Source organism: Cellvibrio sp. KY-YJ-3 (genome assembly GCF_008806955.1).
Lineage (GTDB): Bacteria > Pseudomonadota > Gammaproteobacteria > Pseudomonadales > Cellvibrionaceae > Cellvibrio.
Genome location: NZ_CP031727.1, coordinates 923,568 through 946,982 on the forward strand (window position 1 = coordinate 923,568; position 23,415 = coordinate 946,982).

General features: G+C 51.5%; 20 protein-coding genes. 12 read left to right on the forward strand and 8 right to left on the reverse strand.

Features of this window, described 5'->3' with window-relative positions; all coding sequences use genetic code 11:
- Window positions 1–41: 41 nt before the first annotated feature.
- The 5 genes from D0B88_RS03975 (at window position 42) to chrA (ending at window position 7,338) form a co-directional block, all read left to right on the forward strand.
- A complete protein-coding gene (locus tag D0B88_RS03975; RefSeq protein WP_151055277.1) occupies window positions 42–809 on the forward strand; it encodes a DeoR/GlpR family DNA-binding transcription regulator in 768 nt (255 codons plus the stop codon).
- A gap of 37 nt (window positions 810–846) precedes the next feature.
- Window positions 847–2,679: a glutamine--fructose-6-phosphate transaminase (isomerizing) gene (gene glmS, locus D0B88_RS03980; protein ID WP_151055280.1), complete on the forward strand. Its 1,833-nt coding sequence runs from the start codon at window positions 847–849 to the stop codon at window positions 2,677–2,679.
- A 400-nt stretch (window positions 2,680–3,079) separates the two neighbouring features.
- Entirely contained in the window at window positions 3,080–5,053 is a 1,974-nt protein-coding gene (locus D0B88_RS03985; protein ID WP_151055283.1) for a glycoside hydrolase family 11 protein, read from the forward strand.
- 114 nt (window positions 5,054–5,167) lie between these two features.
- A complete protein-coding gene (locus D0B88_RS03990) occupies window positions 5,168–5,941 on the forward strand; it encodes a sulfite exporter TauE/SafE family protein (RefSeq protein ID WP_151055286.1) in 774 nt (257 codons plus the stop codon).
- Window positions 5,942–5,991: 50 nt separating this feature from the next.
- Window positions 5,992–7,338 carry a chromate efflux transporter gene (gene chrA / locus D0B88_RS03995; RefSeq protein WP_151055288.1) on the forward strand — a complete coding sequence of 449 codons (1,347 nt, stop codon included), beginning with the start codon at window positions 5,992–5,994 and terminating at the stop codon, window positions 7,336–7,338.
- Window positions 7,339–7,354: 16 nt separating this feature from the next.
- Here chrA and D0B88_RS04000 read toward each other — a convergent pair whose 3' ends face one another.
- Entirely contained in the window at window positions 7,355–8,689 is a 1,335-nt protein-coding gene (locus tag D0B88_RS04000; RefSeq protein WP_151055291.1) for a multidrug effflux MFS transporter, read from the reverse strand.
- Between the two features lie 180 nt (window positions 8,690–8,869).
- Between D0B88_RS04000 and D0B88_RS04005 the strand changes: the two genes are divergently transcribed.
- From D0B88_RS04005 to D0B88_RS04015, 3 genes are read left to right on the forward strand one after another with little or no spacing between them, the layout of a single operon-like run.
- On the forward strand, window positions 8,870–10,717 hold the full coding sequence (locus tag D0B88_RS04005; RefSeq protein ID WP_191966513.1) for a serine hydrolase: 1,848 nt from the start codon (window positions 8,870–8,872) through the stop codon (window positions 10,715–10,717).
- Window positions 10,718–10,721: 4 nt separating this feature from the next.
- On the forward strand, window positions 10,722–11,816 hold the full coding sequence (locus D0B88_RS04010; protein WP_151055297.1) for a sensor histidine kinase: 1,095 nt from the start codon (window positions 10,722–10,724) through the stop codon (window positions 11,814–11,816).
- The gene (locus tag D0B88_RS04015; RefSeq protein ID WP_151055300.1) at window positions 11,813–12,577 is read left to right on the forward strand and encodes a LytTR family DNA-binding domain-containing protein; all 765 of its coding nucleotides are present in this window, start codon (window positions 11,813–11,815) and stop codon (window positions 12,575–12,577) included. The genes D0B88_RS04010 and D0B88_RS04015 overlap by 4 nt, the downstream gene beginning before the upstream one ends.
- A 4-nt stretch (window positions 12,578–12,581) precedes the next feature.
- Here the strand turns inward: D0B88_RS04015 and D0B88_RS04020 are convergent, their stop codons facing one another.
- Entirely contained in the window at window positions 12,582–13,514 is a 933-nt protein-coding gene (locus D0B88_RS04020) for a LysR family transcriptional regulator (RefSeq protein ID WP_225318521.1), read from the reverse strand.
- 80 nt (window positions 13,515–13,594) lie between these two features.
- Between D0B88_RS04020 and D0B88_RS04025 the strand changes: the two genes are divergently transcribed.
- Window positions 13,595–14,059 (forward strand): PACE efflux transporter, encoded by a 465-nt coding sequence (locus D0B88_RS04025; protein ID WP_225318522.1) that lies wholly within the window; start codon window positions 13,595–13,597, stop codon window positions 14,057–14,059.
- 65 nt (window positions 14,060–14,124) lie between these two features.
- On the opposite strand, the gene D0B88_RS04030 is transcribed toward D0B88_RS04025, so the two are convergent.
- Window positions 14,125–15,096: an NAD(P)-dependent alcohol dehydrogenase gene (locus tag D0B88_RS04030; RefSeq protein WP_151055306.1), complete on the reverse strand. Its 972-nt coding sequence runs from the start codon at window positions 15,094–15,096 to the stop codon at window positions 14,125–14,127.
- A 74-nt stretch (window positions 15,097–15,170) separates the two neighbouring features.
- Window positions 15,171–16,325: a PA0069 family radical SAM protein gene (locus D0B88_RS04035; RefSeq protein ID WP_151055309.1), complete on the reverse strand. Its 1,155-nt coding sequence runs from the start codon at window positions 16,323–16,325 to the stop codon at window positions 15,171–15,173.
- 174 nt (window positions 16,326–16,499) lie between these two features.
- Here D0B88_RS04035 and D0B88_RS04040 point away from each other — a divergent pair, with 174 nt between their 5' ends.
- The 3 genes from D0B88_RS04040 to D0B88_RS04050 all read left to right on the forward strand — a co-directional run bounded on the left by D0B88_RS04040 (window position 16,500) and on the right by D0B88_RS04050 (window position 19,897).
- Window positions 16,500–17,921 carry a hypothetical protein gene (locus tag D0B88_RS04040; RefSeq protein WP_151055312.1) on the forward strand — a complete coding sequence of 474 codons (1,422 nt, stop codon included), beginning with the start codon at window positions 16,500–16,502 and terminating at the stop codon, window positions 17,919–17,921.
- Between the two features lie 85 nt (window positions 17,922–18,006).
- Entirely contained in the window at window positions 18,007–18,813 is an 807-nt protein-coding gene (locus D0B88_RS04045) for a hypothetical protein (RefSeq protein ID WP_151055315.1), read from the forward strand.
- Window positions 18,797–19,897, forward strand: coding sequence for a hypothetical protein (locus tag D0B88_RS04050; protein WP_151055318.1), 1,101 nt, complete (start codon window positions 18,797–18,799; stop codon window positions 19,895–19,897). The genes D0B88_RS04045 and D0B88_RS04050 overlap by 17 nt, the downstream gene beginning before the upstream one ends.
- A 54-nt stretch (window positions 19,898–19,951) precedes the next feature.
- On the opposite strand, the gene D0B88_RS04055 is transcribed toward D0B88_RS04050, so the two are convergent.
- Genes D0B88_RS04055 through D0B88_RS04070 form a run of 4 tightly spaced genes read right to left on the reverse strand, consistent with a single transcriptional unit; the run spans window position 19,952 to window position 23,161 of the window.
- Window positions 19,952–21,166 (reverse strand): alginate export family protein, encoded by a 1,215-nt coding sequence (locus D0B88_RS04055; RefSeq protein ID WP_151055321.1) that lies wholly within the window; start codon window positions 21,164–21,166, stop codon window positions 19,952–19,954.
- An 18-nt stretch (window positions 21,167–21,184) separates the two neighbouring features.
- The gene (locus D0B88_RS04060) at window positions 21,185–21,838 is read right to left on the reverse strand and encodes a leucine-rich repeat domain-containing protein (RefSeq protein WP_191966514.1); all 654 of its coding nucleotides are present in this window, start codon (window positions 21,836–21,838) and stop codon (window positions 21,185–21,187) included.
- 34 nt (window positions 21,839–21,872) lie between these two features.
- Entirely contained in the window at window positions 21,873–22,610 is a 738-nt protein-coding gene (locus D0B88_RS04065; protein ID WP_151055327.1) for an anti-sigma factor domain-containing protein, read from the reverse strand.
- Window positions 22,577–23,161 (reverse strand): RNA polymerase sigma factor, encoded by a 585-nt coding sequence (locus D0B88_RS04070; RefSeq protein ID WP_191966515.1) that lies wholly within the window; start codon window positions 23,159–23,161, stop codon window positions 22,577–22,579. Before D0B88_RS04070 ends, D0B88_RS04065 begins: the two co-directional genes overlap by 34 nt.
- Between the last annotated feature and the right edge of the window lie 254 nt (window positions 23,162–23,415).

Consider the following 23,415-nt stretch of genomic DNA (forward strand, 5'->3'; position numbering starts at 1 on the left):
CTAGAATAACTTTCATATCGAAACTTACTGGTCAGCTAAAAATGACAAAACGCAACACCCAGCAGCGCCGTCGAGCGATTATTGACCTGCTGAATGCCAGTGGCGAGGTCAGTGTTGAAGCCTTGGCGGAGCAGTTTGCAACCTCAGAGGTAACCATTCGCAAGGATTTGGCCGCCTTGGAATCCAATGGTTTGCTGTTGCGTCGTTACGGTGGCGCGGTGCCGGTGCCGCAAGAATTGATGAGTGATCCCATCGAAAAAGTTTCGGTTCGTAAGCAAGCGATCGCCAAAGCCGCCGCGCAACTGATCCGTGACCACAACCGCATCATCCTCGATAGCGGTAGTTCCACCACCTCCGCCCTACTGCCCGAGTTATCCCACAAGCAGGGGCTGGTGGTGATGACCAACTCCCTCAGTATCGCCAATGCCCTGCGCGAACTGGAAAACGAGCCCACCATTTTGATGACCGGCGGCACCTGGGATCCAAAATCCGAAGGTTTCCAGGGCCAACTCGCCGAGCAGATTTTGCGCTCTTACAACTTCGACCAATTTTTTATCGGCGCTGACGGTTTGGATCTGGAGCGCGGCACAACCACCTTCAATGAACTTTACAGCCTTAGCCGGGTGATGGCCGAAGTCGCGCGCGAAGTAATTGTGATGGCCGAGTCTGACAAGATCGGGCGCAAAATCCACAATCTGGAATTGCCCTGGTCGGTGATAAAAGTATTGGTGACTGACGATGGTATTGACGCAAAAGACAAACAGAAAATTGAACAACAGGGTGTGCAAGTGATTTGCGCATCGGCATAAATTATTTTTACTACTACTAAAGCTTAAGGAGTTAATTATGTGTGGAATTGTCGGCGCAGTAGCGCAACGTGATGTAGTGGATATTCTGGTGGAAGGATTGCGTCGCCTTGAGTATCGCGGTTATGACTCCGCCGGTGTGGCCGTGGTAAACAGCAGTGGCGAATTACAGCGCCTGCGTCGTTTGGGAAAAGTAAAAGAATTATCCGATGCGGTACACAGCAGCCCAACACCGGGCGGTACTGGTATCGCGCACACCCGCTGGGCGACACACGGCGAACCGAGTGAGCGCAACGCGCACCCACACGTTTCCAAAGAACACATCGCCGTAGTGCATAACGGTATTATTGAAAACCACGCTTCATTGCGCAGTTTGTTGCAAGAAGAAGGTTATATTTTTACGTCCGATACCGACACCGAAGTGATCGCGCACTTGGTGCAAAAAGAATTAAAAAATTCCGAGAGTTTATTAGCCGCGGTGCAAAAAACCGTAAAACAATTGCATGGCGCCTATGGCACGGTTTTGATGGACAAAAACGATGCATCGCGTTTAGTGGTTGCCCGCTCCGGAAGCCCCTTAGTGATTGGTTTAGGCATCGGTGAAAACTTTATCGCGTCCGATCAACTAGCACTCTTGCCGGTGACTCGCCGCTTTATCTTTTTGGAAGAAGGCGATGTAGCGGAAATCACCCGCACCACGATTAAGATTTTTGATAAAGACGGCCAAGCGGTAGAGCGTCAAATTCACGAATCAACCGCCAGTTACGATGCCGGCGATAAAGGCCAATACCGTCACTTTATGCTCAAGGAAATTTACGAACAACCTAACGCCGTGATGAATACACTCGAAGGTCGTTTGAGTAATGAATCAGTGATGGATGAAACCTTTGGCAACGGCGCGGCTGAATTATTTAAAAAAGTAAAACACATTCAAATCGTCGCCTGCGGCACCAGCTATCACTCGGCGATGGTTGCACGCTATTGGTTGGAAACTTTTTCCGGTATTTCTTGTAATGTCGAAATCGCCAGCGAATTTCGCTACCGTAAATCCTTTGTACAACCTAACAGCATGGTTGTCACCATCAGCCAGTCCGGTGAAACCGCAGACACGCTTGCCGCTTTGCGCTTGGCAAAAGAGCTTGGCTATTTAGGCAGCTTGAGTATTTGTAACGTCGCTGGTTCATCACTGGTACGCGAATCGGATTTAGCGTTTATGACGCGCGCCGGTGCCGAAATTGGTGTGGCATCCACCAAAGCCTTCACCACTCAATTAGTGGGTTTGGCGATGTTGGTATTAGCCATTGGTAAATACAACGGCCTCTCTGCCGAGCAACAAAAAGAGATGGTCAGCGCGTTAAAAAATCTCCCAGCAAAATTAGAGGAATCTTTAGCGCTCGCACCAAAAATTGAAGCCCTTGCCGAAGAGTTTGCCGATAAACACCACGCGCTCTTTTTAGGCCGCGGCGATCAATATCCCATCGCAATGGAAGGTGCACTGAAATTAAAAGAAATTTCCTACATCCACGCCGAAGCCTACGCGGCTGGTGAATTAAAACACGGCCCACTGGCACTCATCGATGCCCATATGCCGATCATTGTTGTCGCGCCCAATAACGACCTGTTGGAAAAATTAAAATCCAACGTGGAAGAAGTGCGCGCCCGTGGCGGCATCTTGTATGTCTTTGCCGATGAAGACGCAAAATTTGAATCAGATGCAACCATGCGCGTCATCAACGTACCGCATATCCATCCTTGGCTAGCGCCGATTCTTTATACATTGCCGCTGCAATTATTAAGTTATTACGTGGCGATTATTAAGGGAACCGATGTGGATCAGCCGAGGAATTTGGCGAAGTCGGTAACCGTAGAATAAAAATTTTGTCGGGAAGTATCCCTGTGTTACTTCCCGACAATAAATAAACCCAATACAAAACCTCCACATCTATTCACACGTAAAAACTTTTTCATATTTTTTGATAAAAATCCGCATTCAATTTCATTAAAAAAATAATAAAAAATTTCGTTTTAAGATGAGCACGGCGACAAAAAAATCTGAATAGGGTTACATCGACAATCTACATAAGGTTTATTTGACAATAACATCTTGCAGTCGTATACAAGTGCACTTCGGAATCACCTCGTCAATCTAAACAATAACAACAAGGCAGTATGACGACCGAAAAAATGCCTGTTCACAAGGAGCAGGGTCGGTCCTCAACGCCCTCGATCTTTTTAGTGGTATTGGTTGAGCGGCATTATTCTGGAGTTTAATAATGAAATTTCCTCTCATCGGTAAAAGCACCCTGGCGGCGCTTTTCTGCAGCGCTCTATTGGGTGTAAACAACACCCAGGCACAAACCCTGACCAATAATGCGACGGGTACCCACAACGGTTTTTACTACACCTTTTGGAAGGATTCCGGCGATGCGTCCATGGGTTTACAAGCGGGTGGCCGTTATACGTCCCAGTGGTCCAATGGCACCAATAACTGGGTGGGTGGCAAAGGCTGGAACCCGGGTGGCCCCAAAGTGGTGAACTACTCGGGTAGTTACAATGTGGATAACTCGCAAAATTCTTACCTGGCACTTTACGGTTGGACGCGCAGTCCCCTGATCGAATATTACGTAATTGAAAGTTACGGTTCTTACAACCCGGCGAGCTGTTCGGGTGGTACGGATTACGGCAGTTTTCAAAGTGATGGCGCTACCTACAATGTGCGTCGCTGCCAGCGGGTACAGCAACCGTCCATCGACGGTACACAAACCTTTTATCAATACTTCAGTGTACGCAGCCCGAAAAAAGGCTTTGGCCAAATCTCCGGCACCATCACTACTGCTAACCATTTTAATTTTTGGGCGAGTAAAGGCCTGAACCTGGGCAACCATGACTATATGGTGTTGGCGACCGAGGGTTATCAAAGTCGCGGCAGTTCCGATATCACCGTAAGTGAAGGTACAGCGGGCAATGCCAGCAGTGCGGCAAGCAGTACGCCGCCAGCAACGAGCAGCAGTTCCAGCGTCGCCAACTCTGGCGGTGTGCTTGTGCGCGCACGGGGTGTTGCCGGTGGCGAGCATATTAATTTGCGTATTGGCGGCGCGACAGTGGCGAGTTGGAATCTCACCACCAGCTTCCAGGATCTGAATTACACCGGCACTGCCTCGGGTGATATCCAGGTGCAGTTTGATAACGACGGCGGCAGCCGCGATGTGGTGGTGGATTACATCCGCGTCAACGGCGAAACCCGGCAGGCGGAAGATATGAGTTACAACACCGCCTTTTATACCAATGGTTCCTGTGGCGGCGGCGGCAACTCGGAATTGATGCACTGCAACGGCGCGATTGGTTTTGGTTACACCTACGATTGTTTCAGCGGCAACTGCAGCGGTGGCAGTACGGGTGGCGGCACTAACAGCAGCGTCGCCAGCAGTGCGGGCAGCACAGCCAGTTGCGCCGGTTATGTCGGCATTACGTTTGATGACGGTCCCGGCGCCAACACCACTACTCTGGTTAACCTGCTCAAACAAAATAATCTCACGCCAGTGACCTGGTTTGTGCAGGGCAATTATGTAGCGGCCAATAGCAACCTGATGTCGCAACTGCTGAGCGTGGGTGAGGTACAAAACCACAGCTATACCCATCCACACCTGATCAATCTGGGCTATCAGCAAATTTATGACGAGCTGAACCGCACCAATCAGGCCATCCAAAATGCGGGCGCACCCAAACCCACCCTATTCCGTCCGCCTTACGGGGAAGTGAATACCAACGTCAATCAGGCTGCCCAAGCGCTCGGGTTGCGGGTGATTACCTGGAATGTGGATTCACAGGATTGGAACGGCGCCAGTGCAACAGCCATCGCCAATGCCGCCAACCAACTGCAAAATGGTCAGGTGATCCTGATGCACGATGCCAACTACAACAATACCAACGCCGCTATCGCGCAAATTGCGTCCAACTTACGCGCCAAGGGTTTATGCCCCGGCCGCATTGACGCCGCCACTGGTCGCGCCGTTGCACCTGCCGGTGCAGTAGCGAGCAGCAGTCGTAGCAGTAGCAGCACATCCATCGTTGCCAGCAGTAGTAGTGTCGCCACTGGCAACGCCTGCCAGTGCAATTGGTGGGGCACGCGCTACCCTTTGTGCACTAACACCGCCAGTGGTTGGGGTTGGGAGAACAACACTAGCTGCATCACCACCAGCACTTGTAATAGCCAGGGTGCTGGCGGCGGCGGAGTGGTTTGTAATTAATCGAACAGACCCTTGCGATAATTGAAAAAAGGGGCAGAATTTCTGCCCCTTTTTTCATTCATCCGTGTATCTCCTTTATCATGTCCAGCCCTTCCTTCGGCTCGGATTCCCCTCATGAACGACCTCACCCTCCTGCAACTTTCATTAGTCCTACTGATTTTTGTGTGGAGCGGTTTTGTGCGCACCGGTTTGGGCTTTGGTGGGGCGATGATGTCCTTGCCGTTGTTGCTGTTGGTGGATAACCGGCCGCTGGTGTATTTGCCGATTATTGCGGTGCACTTGTTAATTTTTTCTACGCTCACCGTGTGGCAGAACAATCGCAAACGCGCTTTGGCGGAGGAAAAAAAGCCCTCCACGGTGGATTGGGTTTATCTGAAAAAATCGCTGAAGATTATGATTATCCCCAAGCTTATTGGGGTGGCCGGGTTGTTAACCATTCCGGCGCAGATTATGAGTGCGATTATTTTTGTCATTATCTCGGTCTATTCCATCACTTATATTTTGAATAAACCTTTTAAAAGTTCGCACCCGGTGAGTGATGGAATTTTTCTATCGCTTGGTGCTTATATTAGTGGTACGTCTTTGATTGGTGCGCCGTTGATTATGACGGTGTATATGGTGCATGTGGCGCGGGAAAAATTGCGCGATACCTTGTTTGTGCTCTGGTTTATTTTGGTGAGTATCAAAATGGTGGCGTTTTTAATTGCGGGGGTGGATCTGCAATTGCAGGCGCATTTGTGGTTATTGCCGGCGACCGCCATTGGACACTATTTTGGCTTGAAGTTTCACCAGCGGTTAGTCAGTGCGGATCCGGTTATTTTTTATCGCGTGATAGGCACGGCCTTGTTGTTGGTTAGTGGTGCAGGTTTGGTGTCGGTTTATTGGTAAGATTCGGGTTATAAAATTCCTCCAATATTTGTTTTCGGTGTTTATTCAACATGACTGATTCCCCTGAGAAAAATAGCTTACCTGCCCCGGTCAGTTTTTGGTCGGCGTTTTTATTTTGGCTGAAACTGGGTTTTATCAGTTTTGGTGGCCCGGCCGGGCAAATTGCGATTATGCATCAGGAGTTGGTAGAGCGCCGGCGCTGGATCAGTGAAAAACGTTTTTTACATGCACTCAATTACTGCATGTTATTGCCCGGCCCCGAGGCGCAGCAGTTGGCGACTTATTTGGGTTGGTTAATGCACCGCACCTGGGGTGGTTTAGTGGCGGGTTTGTTATTTATTCTGCCGTCGCTGGTGTTATTGATTGTGTTGTCCTGGGTGTATATCGCCTATGGCGATGTGGCTTGGGTGGCGGGGATTTTTTACGGCATCAAACCGGCGGTAACCGCGATTGTGTTTCAGGCGGCTTATCGCATTGGCAAACGCGTATTAAATAATTATTGGTTGTGGGCGATTGCAGCGCTGGCGTTTATTGCGATTTTTGCATTGAAAATTCCCTTCCCTTATATAGTGATCGGCGCCGGAGTTTTGGGTTACATAGGTGGGCGCTGGCGACCCAATGTATTTCAATCCGTCGGTCACAATACTGCACAAAAAAATTACGGCTCTGCCCTGATTGATGACCATACGCCCACGCCTGCGCATGCATTATTTCGCTGGTCGCGTTTGACTGGCATTGTGCTTGTGGGTGCAGCGCTCTGGTTAATTCCTATGGCACTGCTCTGGTCAGTTTATGGCTGGCAGCACCAGTTCACCCAAATGGCCTGGTTTTTTACCAAAGCGGCGCTGCTCACCTTTGGTGGTGCCTATGCGGTGTTGCCCTATGTGTACCAAGGTGCGGTGACCCATTATTCCTGGCTCACGCCCACTCAAATGATTGATGGTTTGGCGCTGGGTGAAACCACGCCCGGGCCGTTAATTATGGTGGTGGCTTTTGTCGCGTTTGTGGGTGCCTATGTGCAGCAGGCCTTGGGTGCTGATTTGCAATTTGTAGCGGGCGCAACGGCCGCTATTATCGTTACCTGGTTTACGTTTTTGCCGTCGTTTATTTTTATTTTTGCGGGGGCTCCGCTGATTGAAACTACCCATCAAAATATAAAATTCACCGCACCGCTGACGGCCATTACTGCAGCAGTGGTTGGGGTGATTGTTAACCTGGCATTATTTTTCGCCTATCACATTATCTGGCCAGAGGGTTTTAGCGGCGAGCTGGATTGGCTATCGGCCGTGATTGCGCTGCTGGCGGCGGTGGCATTGTTTCGTTTTAATATCAGCGTGATGAAGGTGATCGGTGCCTGTGCGCTGATTGGTCTGTTAGTACACACCCTGATGTTATAAATCAGGATGTATTTTTTTAATCGGTGTGTTTCGCAGAATATTTTTTACTGCCGCCATCGGCCCAGAGTGTTGCCAGCAAACCCAGTGTCGGCACAATAATAAAACCCAGGGTTACGGGCATAACGGATTGGTTGTACGCCTGGCCTATGTAAGTGCCCAAGCCCATGGAAATAAGCGATGAGCTAGCGCCTATCACCGCCGCTGCTATGCCGGCCACATGCCCCATGGGTTCCATAGCAATCGCGTTTAAATTGCCAAACACCAAACCAAAACTAAAAAATAAAATGCTGGCGTAAATCACAAACATCCAGAGTGCGGGTGTTATAAAAAACTGCAGCAATAAAAATAAAATTGAGCTGGCGATAATCACGTAAATCGCACGGCGGCTAATAAAATGCATGCCCAGGCGCTCGACAAAACGCGAATTAAAAAAGGATGCAAAACCCAGCACCAGCGCCAAACCGCCAAAATATACGGTAAACAGTTTTCCGGTGCCGTAAAGCTCCTGCAGGATTTGTTGCGATGAATTGATGTAACCCAAAAAGCAGCCAAAAAATAAACCCATCGCCAGGGTGTAACCGGCGGTGAGGCGATTGCTGATCACGGTTTTAAAACCATCGCTAATTGCTTTCACACTGAACGCAATGCGTTTTTCACGCGGCAGGGTTTCTTCCAAACGGAAAAAAATTAATGCGATGACTGCCGCTGCAAAAATCAGGTAGAACACAAAAATCGCGCGCCAGTCGGCGACCAACATAATGGCCTGCCCGATGCTCGGCGCCAGTGCGGGTACGGTGATAAAAATCATCATCACCACCGACATAATTTTTGCCATTTGGCGCCCGGCAAATTTGTCGCGCACAATAGAAATGGCGCAAATGTAAGGGCCGGAAACCCCCAACCCCTGCACAAAACGGCCGAGCAGCAATGCGGTTAAATCCTGCGCAAAAATGCACAGCACTGTGCCGAGCAAAAATAAACCTAAACCCGCATAGAGAATTTTTTTGCGCCCCAAGGCATCGGACAATGGCCCGCTTACCAATTGCCCCAGCGCCAAACCGGCAAATAACAGACTGATTAACAACTGCGCCTGATTGGGGTGCGCCATAACAATGTCGGCGCGAATCATATCGAAGGCGGGCAAGACCGCATCAATCGCGAGTGCCGTCATGGACATCATCAGCGCGACCAACACAATAAATTCACCGGTAGGTGACGGCGCGGGTAGATGTGTGGCTTGCTGGCTGGGGGAGTGAGTGACGGGTTCGGTGGAATTCATGGGGAAATCAGTCGCTTTAGATAAAAATGGAAATAAATAAGAAAAATATGACTGCTGGCGCAGCTTGGGCATCTTACTACTCCTGACTTACTACCGCACCGCTTATCCTTCCTTTACCCCGCTCGGCACCTTTTCCCCTTTGGTCTTGGAGCAAAAGCGAAAATAGCTCCACCAATCAAAAGGAGGGATTTTATGAAACACACCCCGGTCATCCGTTGTTTAGCGTTATGTTGTTATCTCAGCTGTCTTTTTATGAGCAGCTTTCAATCGGCGCTGGCGCAACCAACCGCAGGTGATGATAAGCCTGCACCGCAAAATCTTGCGGAGCTGCAAGCGGCGGTGGAAAAAATTCGTGTCGATACCCAGACGCCTGCCATAGGTATCGCACTGGTAACCCGCGATGGTCCGCAATGGGTTGCCGGGTTGGGCTTGGCGTCGTTGGAGCAACAAACACCTGCCGATGAAAACACCCTGTTCCGTATAGGCTCCATTAGCAAAATGTTTGTGGCTATCGCGGTGCTCAAATTGGTGGAGGAAGGTCGACTGAATTTGGATGACAAACTGCAGGATCTTGCGCCGGATATCGCCTTTGAAAATCCCTGGGAGCAGACGCACCCGGTGCGCCTGGTGCACCTGCTGGAACACACCACCGGCTGGGATGATATGAGCCTCGCGGAATACGCCTACGCCGCTGCATCCGACGCTATGAGTTTAAAAGCGGGGCTGGATTATCGCCCGGCCTCCCGCACATCGCGCTGGGTTCCCGGCACACGTATGGCCTATTGCAATATCGGGCCCGCCGTTGCCGCTTATATTGTGGAAAAAGTTACCGGCAAAAAATTTGAAGAATATATTCAGGAGCAGGTGTTTGCTCCGCTGCAAATGGATTCCACCAGTTTCTATTATTCAAAGATTTATGAAGAGCGCGGCGCCAGCCTCTATGTGAATGGCAAACCGCAAGATTACTGGAATATCATCACCCGCCCAGCGGGTTCGGTAAATTCTTCGGCGAGCGACATGGCGAATTTTTTACAGCTGCTGATTAAGCGCGGCGAGTTCGCCCAACAGCAAATAATATCGCCCGCCTCTATTACACGCATGGAAGTAGCACAAACTACGCTGGGTTCGGCGGCGGGTATTACCTCGGGTTATGGTTTGCACAACTACACCAGCGGTCACGAAAATTATCAGCTCACATTTCGCGGTCACAACGGCGGCATGCCCGGCGCCTTGGCAGAACTGGCCTATGTGCCTGAATTAAACGCCGGCTATGTGTTTATGATTAATACCAGCAATCACCAAGCGATGAGCGATATTTCAAAACTGCTGCGCGAATTTTTATTGCAAGACAGAAGCCCGCCGAATGTTTCTCCGGTGCCGCTGCCTGAATCTTTTGCTGGTTTATCCGGTTATTATCTGCCGATCAATTACCGCAGCGAATTCGCACGCATGTTTAGCGATATTCAGGGCGTGATGAAATTTACCACGAGCGAATATACGTTTAAGCGAGAGCCTTTGTTGGGTGGCTGGAAAAGTAGTGACTACGCTCGTGCCAGTGACGACAAGGTGTTAATTGATGTCTGGACTGGTTTGCCCAGTATCGCGATTGTGCAAGACCCATTGGCAGGGCAAGTGGTGCAAGTCAGCAGTGATTTATTTAAACCGATTTCAGCGCTGCGCGCTTACGGTGTATTGGCAATAAATAGTTTGCTCCTGCTGGTGAGCGCGCTAAGTCTGCTGTGTTTTCCGGTGTGGGCATTGCGCCGCCGGATTAAACATTTGCCAATGGATGCCAGTGTAAGGGTGCGCGGCTGGCCGTTAATGACCAGTGTCATTTTGTTCGCGGTGATTTTAGTACCGTCCGTGGGTGGCTCCATGGAAACTCTGGGGCGTATGTCAGTTGTTTCGCTGACGATAACGCTCGGCAGTATTCTCTATGCACTCGCGGCGCTGGTATCGCTGCTGGTGCTATGGCGATCTTACGGTCAGGTACACAGCCGGTGGATTTATGGTTACGCCTGCCTGCATACCGGTTTGCATTTGTATATGCTGGGCCAACTCGCCGTTTACGGTCTTATCGGTATAAGAACCTGGGTCTGATTTGATGAGTTTTTATTTTTTTCCGCGCGATAAATTATTTTGGATTTATCACTGCTCAGTATTAACCGTACTGAGCCTGTTGCAACTTGTCGGATTTATTCTCTGGCGCGAGCAAGTATGGTTCAACATTGTGGGTGGCTTGCTCTGGTTGCCGCTGTTCACCCTGGCGGTGCTCTATTACCGAAAACTGTATAAAAAGTTTAATTGGCAATCGTTAAGCATCCTTAAAACAATTCCGTTAGTCATGGGCTATGGTGCCATTTCGGGCTTCGCCGTGGCGATTGTTATGTTCGCCATATTGATCCCCCTATTTTGGGACCCACTGGTTAGTGCACTGTCATCGGTGGATGCAACGCCAAACATGCGGCACCACATCGCCAACATGGTGGTGAGCAACGGGTTTATTACCCAGCTGGTTATTTGCGCCTGGATCTCCATGTACATCAGTGTCACCAGCAACAAACGTATCAAAGAGACAGAGCTAATAAACCTGCGTCTGCAGAACAGTTTGCGCGAGGCGCAATTGAGCAGCCTCGCCAACCAACTCAATCCGCATTTTTTATTTAATGCGATGAATAATATTCGTTTTCTGATTCACGAAAATCCTGAGCGCGCTGACCGCATGATTACCGAACTGTCGCAAATGCTGCGCTACTCATTGGAAACCAGCAAAAAAGATAAAGTATTGTTGAGCGAAGAAATTGCAATGATTGAGCGCTACATCGACATTGTAAAAATCCAGCTTGAGGAGCGGCTGCAATTTTCCATGGCAATCGCGCAGGAGCTGTACCAATATCCGGTGCCGCCAATGATGTTGCAAATGCTGGTGGAAAATGCCATCAAACATGGGTTGGATAATTTACGCCAAGGCGGCCGCTTGCGTATTACCGGCAACGAAGAAACAAATCACATTCGCTTTGATATAACCAACGATATTGCCGCCAGCAATAATAATTTTCCGCCCGGCACAGGCATCGGGCTGGTTAACATCGAGCAGCGGCTAAAACTACTTTATGGTGATCAAGCGTCGCTTAACCTTGCCAACAGCGCCAGCGAATTCAGTGTGCTTGTGCGCATCCCCAAAGAGGCCCAGCTATGAAAGCGATTGTGGTAGAGGACTCGCGTTTGGCGCGTGAAGGTTTGATTAATATGTTGCGCAGTTTTGCTGAGCTACAAGTGGTTGGTGAAGCGGATCATCCTGCCAGCGCGTTGAAGTTAATTCAGGAACTAAAACCCGAGGTTATTTTTCTCGATATTCATATGCCCGGCGAAAGCGGTTTTGATCTGTTGGAAAAACTCGACTATATGCCGCGCATAATTTTTACTACCGCTTATTCGGAATACGCCATCCGCTCGTTTGATTATCACGCGGTGGATTACCTGCTAAAACCTATTAGTCAGGAGCGCCTTGCACTTGCCATTCATAAACTGACTGCCGGTGTTAATTATGACAATGGCAATTACGACAGTAGCAATCAGGATAGCAACAATCACCAAAGTGTCGGCAATGACAGCAAACCACCGCTGGATATCAACAGCCAGATTTTTATCAAGGATGGCGAAAAATGTCATTTGGTTGCACTGAACTCTATTCGCTATTTTGAAAGCTGCAAAAACTACGTGCGGTTATTTTTTAATGAACACAATGCCTTTATTAAAAAATCACTTAACCAAGTTGAAGAGCGCTTGCCCACAAAATATTTTTTCCGCGTCAATCGCCAATACATTGTTAATTTACAAGCAATCGCTTCGATTGAAGAAAGTATTGGCGATGGCTATGAAATTACCATGGACGACGGCAAACAAATCGAGATCTCCCGCCGCAACGCCCAGGAATTAAAAGAGTTGCTCAGTTTTTAATAGGTCAGTTATTGCCGGATTGGCGCTTGCGATATTGCTCCGCCATCAAACTCACAAACTGCTGCGCGCCCAAACCTAGTGGTCGCTCCCGCGACCAGACCAGATCAATCCACAGCTCCTCGCCATTGGTGAAGTTTTCAATGGGCAATTCCACCAGCATGCGGCCATTGAGATAGGGTTGCACACAAGCGCGTGGCAGCCAGGCCCAGCCCAGTTCCGCCAGTACCAGCTGTAGCGCTACTTCGGGCTGATCGACCCGCCAGTAATGTTCGGATGCGATACAGAATTTATCGCTGGCGGATGGCTTATCGGCCTGGCTGCGGCTACCCACCATCACCTGCCGCACCGGACGCAATTGATTGTCGTTGATGGTGCCTGCGGCAGAAACTTCCTGTAGCAGGGGATGGGTGCGGGCGATAACCGCGACCAGCGTTTCGCGGCCCACTTCCTGAAAGTTTTCGCGCCCATCGGCCGCCGGGCGCTCAAACACCAGCGCGAGTTGCGCGCTGCCCGTGTGCAGTAATTGCAGCGCGTCGGTCTGTGGGGCAGTGATGATCTGGGTCTCCAGCAGCGGATATTCTTGGGCGAGTATTCGCAGCGGTTCAACCCAGGGCGTGGCCTGCAACTCCGGTGCAATCACCAGCGTCAAGCGCGCCTCCAAACCCTGACTTAACTCCAATGCCTGAGTATTCAGCTGCTGCAACTGGCTAATCAACAAGCGCGCTTGCGGTTCCAATGCGCGCGCCAGCGCCGTAGGTTTGGGTTCGCGCCCGCGGCGATCAAACAACTCCAGCGCCAGCTCCGCCTCCAAATTCGCAATCGCCATGCTCACCGCCGAAGGTACGCGCCCCAACTGACGCGCGGCGGCAGAGAAAGAACCGCTATCCAGCACGGCCAAAAACACGCTGATCGTCTCGGAATTAAATGCCCCGTTCATCGCCATTACGCCTTTATCTGTCAGTAAAACTGATAGTAGCTAACTTTTTCTATCATCACAAAGCATAGAAACTGGCTGCAATGTGTGGAGTAACAGATAACAACCTAGAGGTAGATATGCAGGGCATAAAACGGCGGGTGGTTTACGTCGGCTTGTACGAATTGGTGGCGATTATGCTTTCAGCCCTATTGCTGGAGTGGATAACCGGCGCTGGCGCCGCGCACTCGGTGGGTATTGCAGTGGCGGCCTCGGCCGTGGCGATGGTGTGGAACCTGGTGTTTAACTGCGGCTTTGAACGCTGGGAACAGCGGCGCGCAAACCACGGCCGCAGTATTGGCATACGCCTGCTACATGCGCTGGGCTTTGAAGGCGGCTTGGTGATTTTTCTTGTACCAATCATCGCACTCTGGCTGGACGTCAGTTTGCTGGAAGCGCTGCTAATGGATTTAGGTTTATTAGCGTTTTTCCTGGTGTACACCTTTGTCTTTAACTGGGTGTTTGATGGGGTATTTGGTTTGCCGGAGGCAGTCCTGAAAACGTTGTGAATCGCTATTCGTCATAGCACTTATGCACGGGTTCTAGGTGCAGTGATTTAAACATGCGCCCTCTATCAACAAATGCTGATAACCACACTGCCCTGTTTATGGCCGCCATCCACATAGGCATGTGCCTCCGCAATCTGCGCCAGTGAATAAGTGCGATCAATCACCGGCTGCAAGATACCCGCATCGGCCAGCGCCGCCAGTTCTGCCAGGTCGCTGGCGCGTTCGGCGCAGGGCCCGGCGATCACCCGTTCGCGCTCCCAGAGTGGTAAATAGAGCGATTGCAACATTTGCGGCAGGGTCGCACTGACTGCGAGCAACCTGCCACCGGGTGCCAGTGCGCGGCAACTTTCGGCCCAGGGCGCATTGCCCTGGGTATCCATAATCACGTCATAGCGCTCGCCGCTGCGGGTGAAGTCTTCGCGCTGGTAATCCACCACCTCGTCCGCACCCAAGCGGCGTACCAGGTCGCGGCTGCTGTCGCTGCAGACCGCCGTGATGCGCGCGCCGTAGTGGCGGGCAAGCTGCAGGGCGGCGCAACCCACTGCGCCACTGGCACCATTAATCAGGATGCTTTCACCCGCCTGCAGCTGGCCGCGGCGCAAAAAATCCAGGGCGGTGGTGCCACCAAACACCAGGGTCGCAGCCTGGTTAAAATCCAGCTGCACCGGTTTATGGGCGATGGCGCCATTGGCATCCAAACAGACATATTCGGCATGGGCGCCCATGGTCAGACCGGTGAGGGCGATAATCGCATCACCTGAGTTAAAACGACTGACCTCACTGCCTACCGCCACCACAGTACCCGCCAGATCAACGCCAAGAATGGGTCGGCGCGGCGCGCGCATACCAAATACCAGCCGCGAGATCAGTCCAAACCCGAGTGGCATCCGCAGGCTGCGCAGGCGCACATCGGCGGAATTGACACAGCTGGCGTGGACTTTCACCAAGAGTTGGTTGGCCTTGGGCCGGGGCTGTTCCACCTCGGCCAACTGTACAACGCCGGGGGCACCATAGCGGGTATAAACGGCGGCTTTCATTGCATATTCCAGGTAGAGGCTATGGCGCGAGTATAGGTCGCCGGACTGGCGCTAAATGTAACTAACTGTAGGCGCTAGCCAAATATATCCAACTGCCCGGTACCGGTTTTGGCGGCAGGCGGAATGCTCAGCGGTTTGCGAAACTGGCTGCAATCCAGCTGCACAAAACGCCCGCTTTTGTTCAGGCCATAGCGTTTGAGCGCCTTGGCAAAACGCTGGCGGATCATATCTGCCCACAGCCCTTCGCCGCGCATACGGGTGGCGAAGTTGGCGTCGTAATCCTTGCCGCCGCGCATATCGCGAATGCGATTCATCACCCGCTGCGCCCGCTCGGGGAAGTGGGTTTGCAGCCATTGCTGGAACAGCGGGTTTACCTCCCAAGGTAGGCGTAGCACGGTGTAGCCTGCGGCGGTTGCGCCCGCACTGGCTGCCGCTTGCATGACCTTTTCCAGCTCCTGTTCGGTGATAAACGGAATTACTGGCGCCACACTGACCAGCACTGGAATGCCGGCTTGCGCCAGTTTTTCAATGGTTTGTAAACGCCGGGTGGGCGATGCCGCCCGCGGTTCAAGGCTGCGCGCAATGCGGTGATCGAGCGTGGTAATGGTGATTGCCGCCGCGAGCAGATTGCGCTCGGCCATAGGTTTGAGCAAATCCAGATCCCGCTCAATCAGTGCTGATTTGGTGATTATCCCCACCGGATGCCGGCATTCATCTAATACCTCCAGACACTGGCGGGTGATGCGCAACGCCCGTTCCACCGGCTGATAGGCATCGGTATTAATGCCCAGCGCAATCGGGCTGGGCTGATACTGGTGATGGGCGAGTTCGCGGCGCAGCAATTCCGGCGCGTTGGTTTTGGCGTAGAGCCGGGTCTCAAAATCCAGCCCCGGCGACAGCCCTAAATAGGCGTGGGTGGGGCGCGCAAAACAGTAGACACAACCGTGTTCGCAGCCGCGATAGGGGTTAAGCGACACACTAAACGGCAAATCCGGCGACTGGTTGCGGCTGAGAATCGTCTTGGCGAGTTCGGCTGTGACACTGGTGTTGAGCGCGGGGTTGATATCGGTATCGTCGCTGTAAGCGACCCAGCCGTCATCGACGGTTTCAATCAGTTGGGTTTCAAAGCGCCCCGCCATATTGCTCACCGCGCCCCGCCCTTTAATCGCCTGCAAGGGTTTTTCGATCCAGGGGGCGGGGTCGCTAAACTCCGGATAATCGCTGGTCATGGCCGCACCTCAAATACTGTATAAATAAACAGTAATCTTGAGCGCGAATTGGCGCTTTGGCAAGCCTTGACGATTCGTTAGTCGCCTTTGATTTAACAAAAATGATTTCCCCTGCAACCTTTTCAAGCATTGCCCGTAAGTTCCTCCGACAACCAAATCCCAGGAGGAATTACCATGAACCCGCTTACTCGCACATCTTATCGCGCCTTGTTAATGGCGCTTTCCTGCACTGCCCTACTCAGCGCCTGTGGTGGCGGAGGCGGTAGCGGTGGAGGTGGTGGCTATTCATCCACGCCCGGCAGCACGGCCTACTCCAGTGTGGTCGCCAGTTCCATCGCACCCAGTAGTACACCGGCCAGTTCGGTCGCGCCCAGCAGTACGCCTTTATCCAGCGAACCTGCATCCAGTGCGCCGGCTTCAAGCTCGGTAGTATCCAGTTCAGCGTCATCCAGCTCGGTGGCACCGGCATTGGTACCGCCCGTGGTATTAATCGATAGCCAGCTCAATAGTGCCGATGGCGATTATTTTGTCGCAAGCGGTGAGGTGTTGGTGGGCATACCCGAGGATTCCGGCAACACCAGTTTTGTCGCGCAGCTACAGAATCGCACCGGTTTTAGCCTCTACACCTTTGCCAATGACACCACCGGTGTGTCCAACTGCAGCGGTACTTGTCTGGCCAATTGGCCGCCGCTGTTAGCCAACCCGGGCGATGAAGCCAGCGCACCCTATTCGATTATTGAGCGCAGCATGGGCACCGCGGGCCCGGCATTGCAGTGGGCCTACCAAGGCCAACCATTGTACTTTTTTATTGGCGATACCAATGCGGGTGAAACCACTGGCAAAGCCATCCCCAACTGGTTGCTTGCACGACCAATGCCTACCCGGATTGTTGCCAACGCCACACTCGGTAGTCATCTCGCGGCAGCAGGCAGTGTGAAATTGGCGATGCCGGTCGACGGCGCCGAGCAAACCAGCACCGCCGAGCGCAACGGTTTTACGCTTTATACCTTTGACAATGACACCGCCGGCGTCAGCAATTGTTCCGGTACCTGCCTCACCAACTGGCCAGCGTTAATCGCCCATACCGGCGCAATTGCCACCGCACCCTACAGTTTGGTGCAGCGCGCCAGCGGTGAAATGCAGTGGGCACTGAACGGCATGCCGCTCTACTTTTTTGCGGGCGATACCCAAGCCGGTCAAACCAATGGTGAAGCAATCGGCAATAACTGGTTTGTGGCGCGCACGCCTTCCGTTGCAGTGAATAATCACCCCACCAAAAACCGCTTGCTGGTTGCTCACGGCAATATCATCACGGCGGCTGGTGCGGCGGATAACTCCCGCCTCGATTTCACCCTCTACACCTTTGACGACGATACCCCCGGTGTCACTACCTGCTTTGGCGCTTGCCTCGCTGCCTGGCCTGCACTTTATGCACCGGCGGATGCACAAGCGTTTGGCGATTTCACCGTGATCATGCGCGATGAAACTTCCAAACAATGGGCTTACAAGGGTTTACCGCTCTACTTCTTTGTCGGCGATAGCGCACCCGGCCACGTCACCGGCGAATACACCGATTGGACTATCGCGCGGCCATAAAAAATCGGGCACTGCACATTTTTGCAGTGCCCGTTTTGCTTTTTAGGCTACGACGCAATCAATAAAAAGAGGAGCAGACAAGATCATGAAATTATTATTTTTTGCACTGGCAATCGCGATGTTAACCGCCTGCGGCGCCGGTTCCGGCGAAGGGTTAAATGAACAGGGATTACCCAGCACCAGTAGTAGCGGAAGTAGCAGTAGCGCCGCTGATGATGGGGTTACGCTGGCACAATTACAGCAAACCATTTTTGGTGCGATTTGCACCAACTGCCATACCGGCGCCAATGCCCCGCGCGGTTTGCGTTTGGATTCGGAAGAAAATTCCTACGCGTTTTTAGTGAATCGCAGCGCCGATGAAATCCCCACCCTGATGCGTGTTAATCCCGGCAACCCGGATGAAAGTTATTTGATAAAAAAATTGGAAGGTGCTGCCGATATTGTTGGCGCGCGTATGCCGCTCGGTGGCCCCTTTTTATCGCAAGAACAAATTGATCAAGTGCGCAGCTGGATCGCCAATGGTGCCCCGCGGGTTGGCAGCGGTGCCGCGACTACCAAAGTAGCGCGCGCCAGTACCCAAAAAACCAATAACCAAATCACCGTGGAATTACTGTTTAGCCGCGCGCTGCAATTTGAATCCATTGCGTCGGAAAGCATTTCTATTTTTTATCACACGCTGAGCGAACATCAGGCGGTGGAAGATTTTTCCCTGCTGCTTAACGATCAAACACTTTATATAACCCTTAACAATATTCCTGCACAGGCGATTCAAGTGGAAGTGATTATTCACGACCGCGAATTGCAGCAACTGCTCGATCACCAGTATCAAGTCGTCGATGGTGATGCCGATGAAATTCAGGGTGGAGGTTATCGCTATGTTTATACACTGTAAAAAAATTATCGCTGCTGGTGCCGCGCTGTTGTTGTGCCTGTTGGCAAATACAGCCGCTGCAGAACCCTATCTGGCGGTGAAAAATAATGTGCAATGTTCCGCCTGCCATACCAACCCGGCGGGTGGTGGTGCACGCACAACCTATGGCGCCTGGTATGGTACGCATCAGCTACCGCAAACGGCGGGCAGCCTGAATTTATTTGATGCGGGAAAGTTGGGTGAAACACTGCGCATCGGCGCTGACCTGCGCACTAACTATTACCAATCAGATCGCGATGAAGCTGAAGACGCGCGCGGTTTTGAAACCCAATCCGGCCAGCTCTATGTGGTATTGCAACCCAAAGACTCGCGCTTTGCACTCTACATTGATGAACAAATTGCTCCCGGCGGTGCGCTGAATCGCGAAGCGTTTATTCTTACCAAATTAAATGGCCAGCACTTTTTAAAAGCGGGCCGCATTATGTTGCCCTATGGAATTCGATTGGAGGACGACAGCGCTTTTATCCGTCAGGCCAGCGGTTTCAATTTTGATACCGGCGATAACGGCGTAGAACTGGGTTTGCAGTACAGCAAAACCCTGTTTAATTTTGCCATTAGCAATGGCAGCAGCGGGCTCAACAATGACGATAAAAATTTGCAGTTTTTATCGCGTGCGGAATACCTGGGCAGCAATTGGCGAATTGGTGCAACCGCGTTATATAACGATGCTGAAGCCGGTGCGCGCACCCAAGCGAATGTGTTTGGTGGATTTGTCTGGCAAGGTTTTGTATTTCTCGCCGAGGCAGATTTAATTAAAGACGAATCTATTGAAAACATTTCCGGCGAATATCAACAGCAGCGTGTGGGTTTGCTGGAAGTGAACCGCGAAATCAGCAAAGGTTATAACGTCAAACTCACCACCGAGTTTTTGGATCCGGACACCAATATCGATGAAAACCACCGCGTGCGGCACTCATTATTATTGGAGTACACACCCTTTGCCAACTTGCAAATTCGCGGCGGCCTGCGCCAAGGCGATGACATTCCCCAGCGCGCTACAGGGAATTATCTGGATATGTTTGCGCAGTTGCATTTTTATTATTGATGGAAATAGTTAGAGCTGGATACCTGCGAACGCAGGTATCCAGTTTTTAATCAATCACAAATTAAACGCATAATCCAAATAAACCTTGCGCACCGAACCCGAATCGCCTTCAGGTTCAAAATTGGCGAGGCGCAGTGCAATGCTGTGTTTGCGATTGGGTTTGTAGACAAAATCCACATCCAATTCACGGCCGATGTTATTGCCCGCCACATCATCTTTAAAAAAGTGATAAGAGATTTCTACCCGCAGGGGTGAGGCGCGCCATAATAAGCCGAGTGAAAAATTGCGCACGCCGCTATTGGGCGTGTTGCCTATTTCATCGGCCCAGCCTTCAAAATCGTGATTGGAACCCAAGGGGGTAATAAACGCCGCGCCATTATTTGCACCGAGAATTTCGTAACGCGTGCTCAATTCCCAGCTGTTAAACCCGAAGCCGAGATCGAGCAAATAATAAGGCAAGCTTTCCGCATGGAGTTCAAAACGATTTTGTTGCGCGGCTTCAATTTGCACGCGGTATTTTATGCGGCGGGCTTTGTAGTTGAGGTTGTAGTTCACACCAACCGTATTATTGGATGCGCTGGGCATGTCCCGGTTGTCGATGCGATAGGCATAACCCACCACGCGGGTGTAGTCCCACTCATTCCATTCAAGCCGGGTGAGGTGGCTATGGTGTTGGTGATCGCCAAAAAACGCGCTGTCTGGTGAGCTATTGCCGTTGCCGTTGCCGTAATCGTGTTCGGGTTGCGAATTTTTTCCATCAGCATCCTCACCAAAAATACGGTTGGCATTGGCGATATAGCTGTAGGTAAAGTTTGAATTGCTGGCGAGTTTAAATTTGCCCAGTAGTGCATCAAAGGTTTGTTCGTTTTGCCAAAAACCATTGCCGCCAATAAAACGCTGGTTGTCAAAATTAATACGCTGGCGACCGAGATGAATAGCGGCAGCGTCCAAGTCTAGCGATAAAAACGCTTGATTCAGGTCCACGCCATCGGGGTCGGGAATTAAGGGCTGATTATTAAAACGCGCACCATCGCTGTGATCATTTTTATAGGCAGTGCCGACCGCGTCCACTTCCACCATTGAATGGAAAATATCACTCCACTCAGATGCCACCGAACCACGCAATAATAGGGATGCTGCCTGGCCGGAATTGTCCGCGTCAACATAGGCGTAGCGCGCGCGGCTGCCCCAATCCCATTCATGTTCACCGCTTGCCACTGCACAGGGCGCCACACTGATTGCCAGTAAACTTGCTGCTAATAATCTCACGCTGTTACCTGCCTTTTATTATTGCCAGTCTTCCGCATTGCCATCGTGTAAAAATGTCACGCCAGTGAGTTTATCCATTTCTTCATAGAGTGGGTCGGGCATGGGGTTTTGTCGCGCGTCCATATATTTCAGTGCAGGCAAGTGATAAATATCCACATGCTCTACTGCATTATTAAACATGTAAATTTTTTCCAGCGCGGGTAAATCCCGATAGGTGAACTGCAGCAGTTTATTGTCGTTAATTTTTAGCAGTTTGAGTGTGGGTAGCGCGTTTAAGTCCAGCGCTGTCATTTTATTGCCAAAAATATATAACTCTTCCAGCGCTGGTAATTCGCCCAGGGTTACTTGGGTAATTTTATTTTTAGCGAGGTTGATATGGCGCAGCAGCGGCAATTTTTCCAGCGTCGCATCGGTCAGTTGGTTGTTGTAGAGCGATAATTTTTGCAGCTGGGTAAAGTGTTCGATGCCAGCAAGTGAGGTGATTTTTTTGGAGTGGCATTCAATCGCGGTAATATCGGCAAGGTTTTGCCAATTTTTTTTTGCCGCCAATGCCGCGACGCAATTTTTAAAGTTGGCATCTGTTAACGGCAAATCCAGCCCGTGACTACACGCGCTGGAGAAGGTGAATAACAAAGCTAACAATAGTTTCCGGGTCATGCGTTTTTTAGACATAGCAGCGCGCCGCAGGCAGGGAAGATAGGACGCATTATATGGCCTTATCCACCTGCGCGAGGAGAACACAGACACCTTTTGCCAGCACGATTTCACTCGGCTCATCCAGCGGTGAACCGCCTACATCCTCTTCCGTCAGAATCAGGTGCGAGGCGTCTTTAATCAAACGCCAATGGGCGACGGATAAGGGCAGTTGTTGGATATCAGTTTGCGCAAATACCCCGAGTGGCCGGACTTGGCCATCGCGTTTGGAAATCGCCCAGAGCTGCAGGTTTTTATCCTCCGCAATTTCTACTGCTTCCCATTTCAACCACAGCTGCGCGCCACCGGTGGCGGTGAGTACGGTCAACTGCGCCGCGCCCGTTTCATTAGTCAGTACCGCGACATAATCGGCATTGGGTTGCTGCATGAATTGTTGCAGCGGGTCGCGGGCGATTAACAGCCAGAGGCACACCGCGAGCATGACACTCGCAAAACCGGAGATACTCGGCCAGAGCCAGCTAAAACGCGGTGCTGTGCGCACCGGTGTTGGCTGCTGTAAGCGTGCTTCAATAGCGCGCCAGACTTCCGGTTCGGGGGTGATGCCCGTCTCGTGATCGCTCAGGCTCATGAGTTCTTCTTCCCAAAAGCTGACCTGGGTTTGCAAGGCGCTATCGTCGCGCAGGCGCGCTTCAAACTGCTGGCGTTCAGCCCCGCGTAACACCCCCGAGACATAATCAAACGCGAGCAGTTTGTCGTCTAACGGTGAGTGTGGTGTTTTGCTTCCAGACATAGTTTTAACCTTTCGGCGCCGCGATGGAGCCAGGATTTAACGGTGTTGCTATTGGTGGCGAACTGTTCCGCAATCTGCTCGCGGGTATAGCCATACAAATAGGCTAGCTCAATACTGTGTTTGATCTTGTCGCCCAGGGTGGTCAGGCACTGGTGCAGGTGAAAGCGCAATTGACCCGCTGCGGCACTGGTTTCCGGTTCATCGCCACCGGGCAGTTCGTTCAAATCCTCATGCCAGTGATCCAGTTTGCGGTTGATACGCACTTCCTTATCCAGCCGATCCAAGGCCCGGTAGCGCACGATACTGGCCATCCAGGTCAGTGGTCGCGCGAGCTGCGGCCGGTAACTGGAAGCGTTGTTCCAAATTTGCAAAAACGCCTCCTGTAATACCTCATTGCCCAGTTCCCGCGACTGCAAAATGCGTTGGGCGACGGCGTTCAAATAGGGGCTGACCCGCTCAAACAACTGCTTGAGCGCGGCCTGGTCGCGCAGGGCGCAGCGGGCGATGAGGTTGATGAGCTCCTCGTCCTGATGTGGGTTGGTGTCAGTCATGCGGGATTGCATCCTCAATTATTGTGCTTAATCCCAACTACGGGTTTGCGGCGGAAAAGTTGCAGCTAACTTAATACAATTTATCGTCATACCTGCGAACGCAGGTATCCAGCTCCCCTGCAAACTACCTTATGGATCCCCCGCGTGCGTGGGCATGACCTTAAATACTTATCACCACTTCAGGTTTTCTGCGCAAACTGATGCACGGGAGTGCCTTTTTTTAGCAAAGATGAGGCTGTGGTAGGTCGGGTGAA

Excerpts from the sequence above, each read along its gene's own strand:
- D0B88_RS04035 (WP_151055309.1), bottom strand. The coding sequence starts at position 16,325 with ATGACCAGCGATTATCCGGAGTTTAGCGACCCCGCCCCCTGGATCGAA.
- chrA (WP_151055288.1), top strand. The coding sequence starts at position 5,992 with ATGACTGATTCCCCTGAGAAAAATAGCTTACCTGCCCCGGTCAGTTTT.
- D0B88_RS03985 (WP_151055283.1), top strand. The coding sequence starts at position 3,080 with ATGAAATTTCCTCTCATCGGTAAAAGCACCCTGGCGGCGCTTTTCTGC.
- D0B88_RS04030 (WP_151055306.1), bottom strand. The coding sequence starts at position 15,096 with ATGAAAGCCGCCGTTTATACCCGCTATGGTGCCCCCGGCGTTGTACAG.
- D0B88_RS04045 (WP_151055315.1), top strand. The coding sequence starts at position 18,007 with ATGAAATTATTATTTTTTGCACTGGCAATCGCGATGTTAACCGCCTGC.
- D0B88_RS04010 (WP_151055297.1), top strand. The coding sequence starts at position 10,722 with ATGAGTTTTTATTTTTTTCCGCGCGATAAATTATTTTGGATTTATCAC.
- D0B88_RS03975 (WP_151055277.1), top strand. The coding sequence starts at position 42 with ATGACAAAACGCAACACCCAGCAGCGCCGTCGAGCGATTATTGACCTG.
- D0B88_RS04020 (WP_225318521.1), bottom strand. The coding sequence starts at position 13,514 with ATGAACGGGGCATTTAATTCCGAGACGATCAGCGTGTTTTTGGCCGTG.
- D0B88_RS04015 (WP_151055300.1), top strand. The coding sequence starts at position 11,813 with ATGAAAGCGATTGTGGTAGAGGACTCGCGTTTGGCGCGTGAAGGTTTG.
- D0B88_RS04000 (WP_151055291.1), bottom strand. The coding sequence starts at position 8,689 with ATGCCCAAGCTGCGCCAGCAGTCATATTTTTCTTATTTATTTCCATTT.
- D0B88_RS04050 (WP_151055318.1), top strand. The coding sequence starts at position 18,797 with ATGTTTATACACTGTAAAAAAATTATCGCTGCTGGTGCCGCGCTGTTG.
- D0B88_RS04070 (WP_191966515.1), bottom strand. The coding sequence starts at position 23,161 with ATGACTGACACCAACCCACATCAGGACGAGGAGCTCATCAACCTCATC.
- D0B88_RS04025 (WP_225318522.1), top strand. The coding sequence starts at position 13,595 with ATGTGTGGAGTAACAGATAACAACCTAGAGGTAGATATGCAGGGCATA.
- D0B88_RS04065 (WP_151055327.1), bottom strand. The coding sequence starts at position 22,610 with ATGTCTGGAAGCAAAACACCACACTCACCGTTAGACGACAAACTGCTC.
- D0B88_RS04005 (WP_191966513.1), top strand. The coding sequence starts at position 8,870 with ATGAGCAGCTTTCAATCGGCGCTGGCGCAACCAACCGCAGGTGATGAT.
- D0B88_RS03990 (WP_151055286.1), top strand. The coding sequence starts at position 5,168 with ATGAACGACCTCACCCTCCTGCAACTTTCATTAGTCCTACTGATTTTT.
- D0B88_RS04060 (WP_191966514.1), bottom strand. The coding sequence starts at position 21,838 with ATGTCTAAAAAACGCATGACCCGGAAACTATTGTTAGCTTTGTTATTC.
- glmS (WP_151055280.1), top strand. The coding sequence starts at position 847 with ATGTGTGGAATTGTCGGCGCAGTAGCGCAACGTGATGTAGTGGATATT.
- D0B88_RS04040 (WP_151055312.1), top strand. The coding sequence starts at position 16,500 with ATGAACCCGCTTACTCGCACATCTTATCGCGCCTTGTTAATGGCGCTT.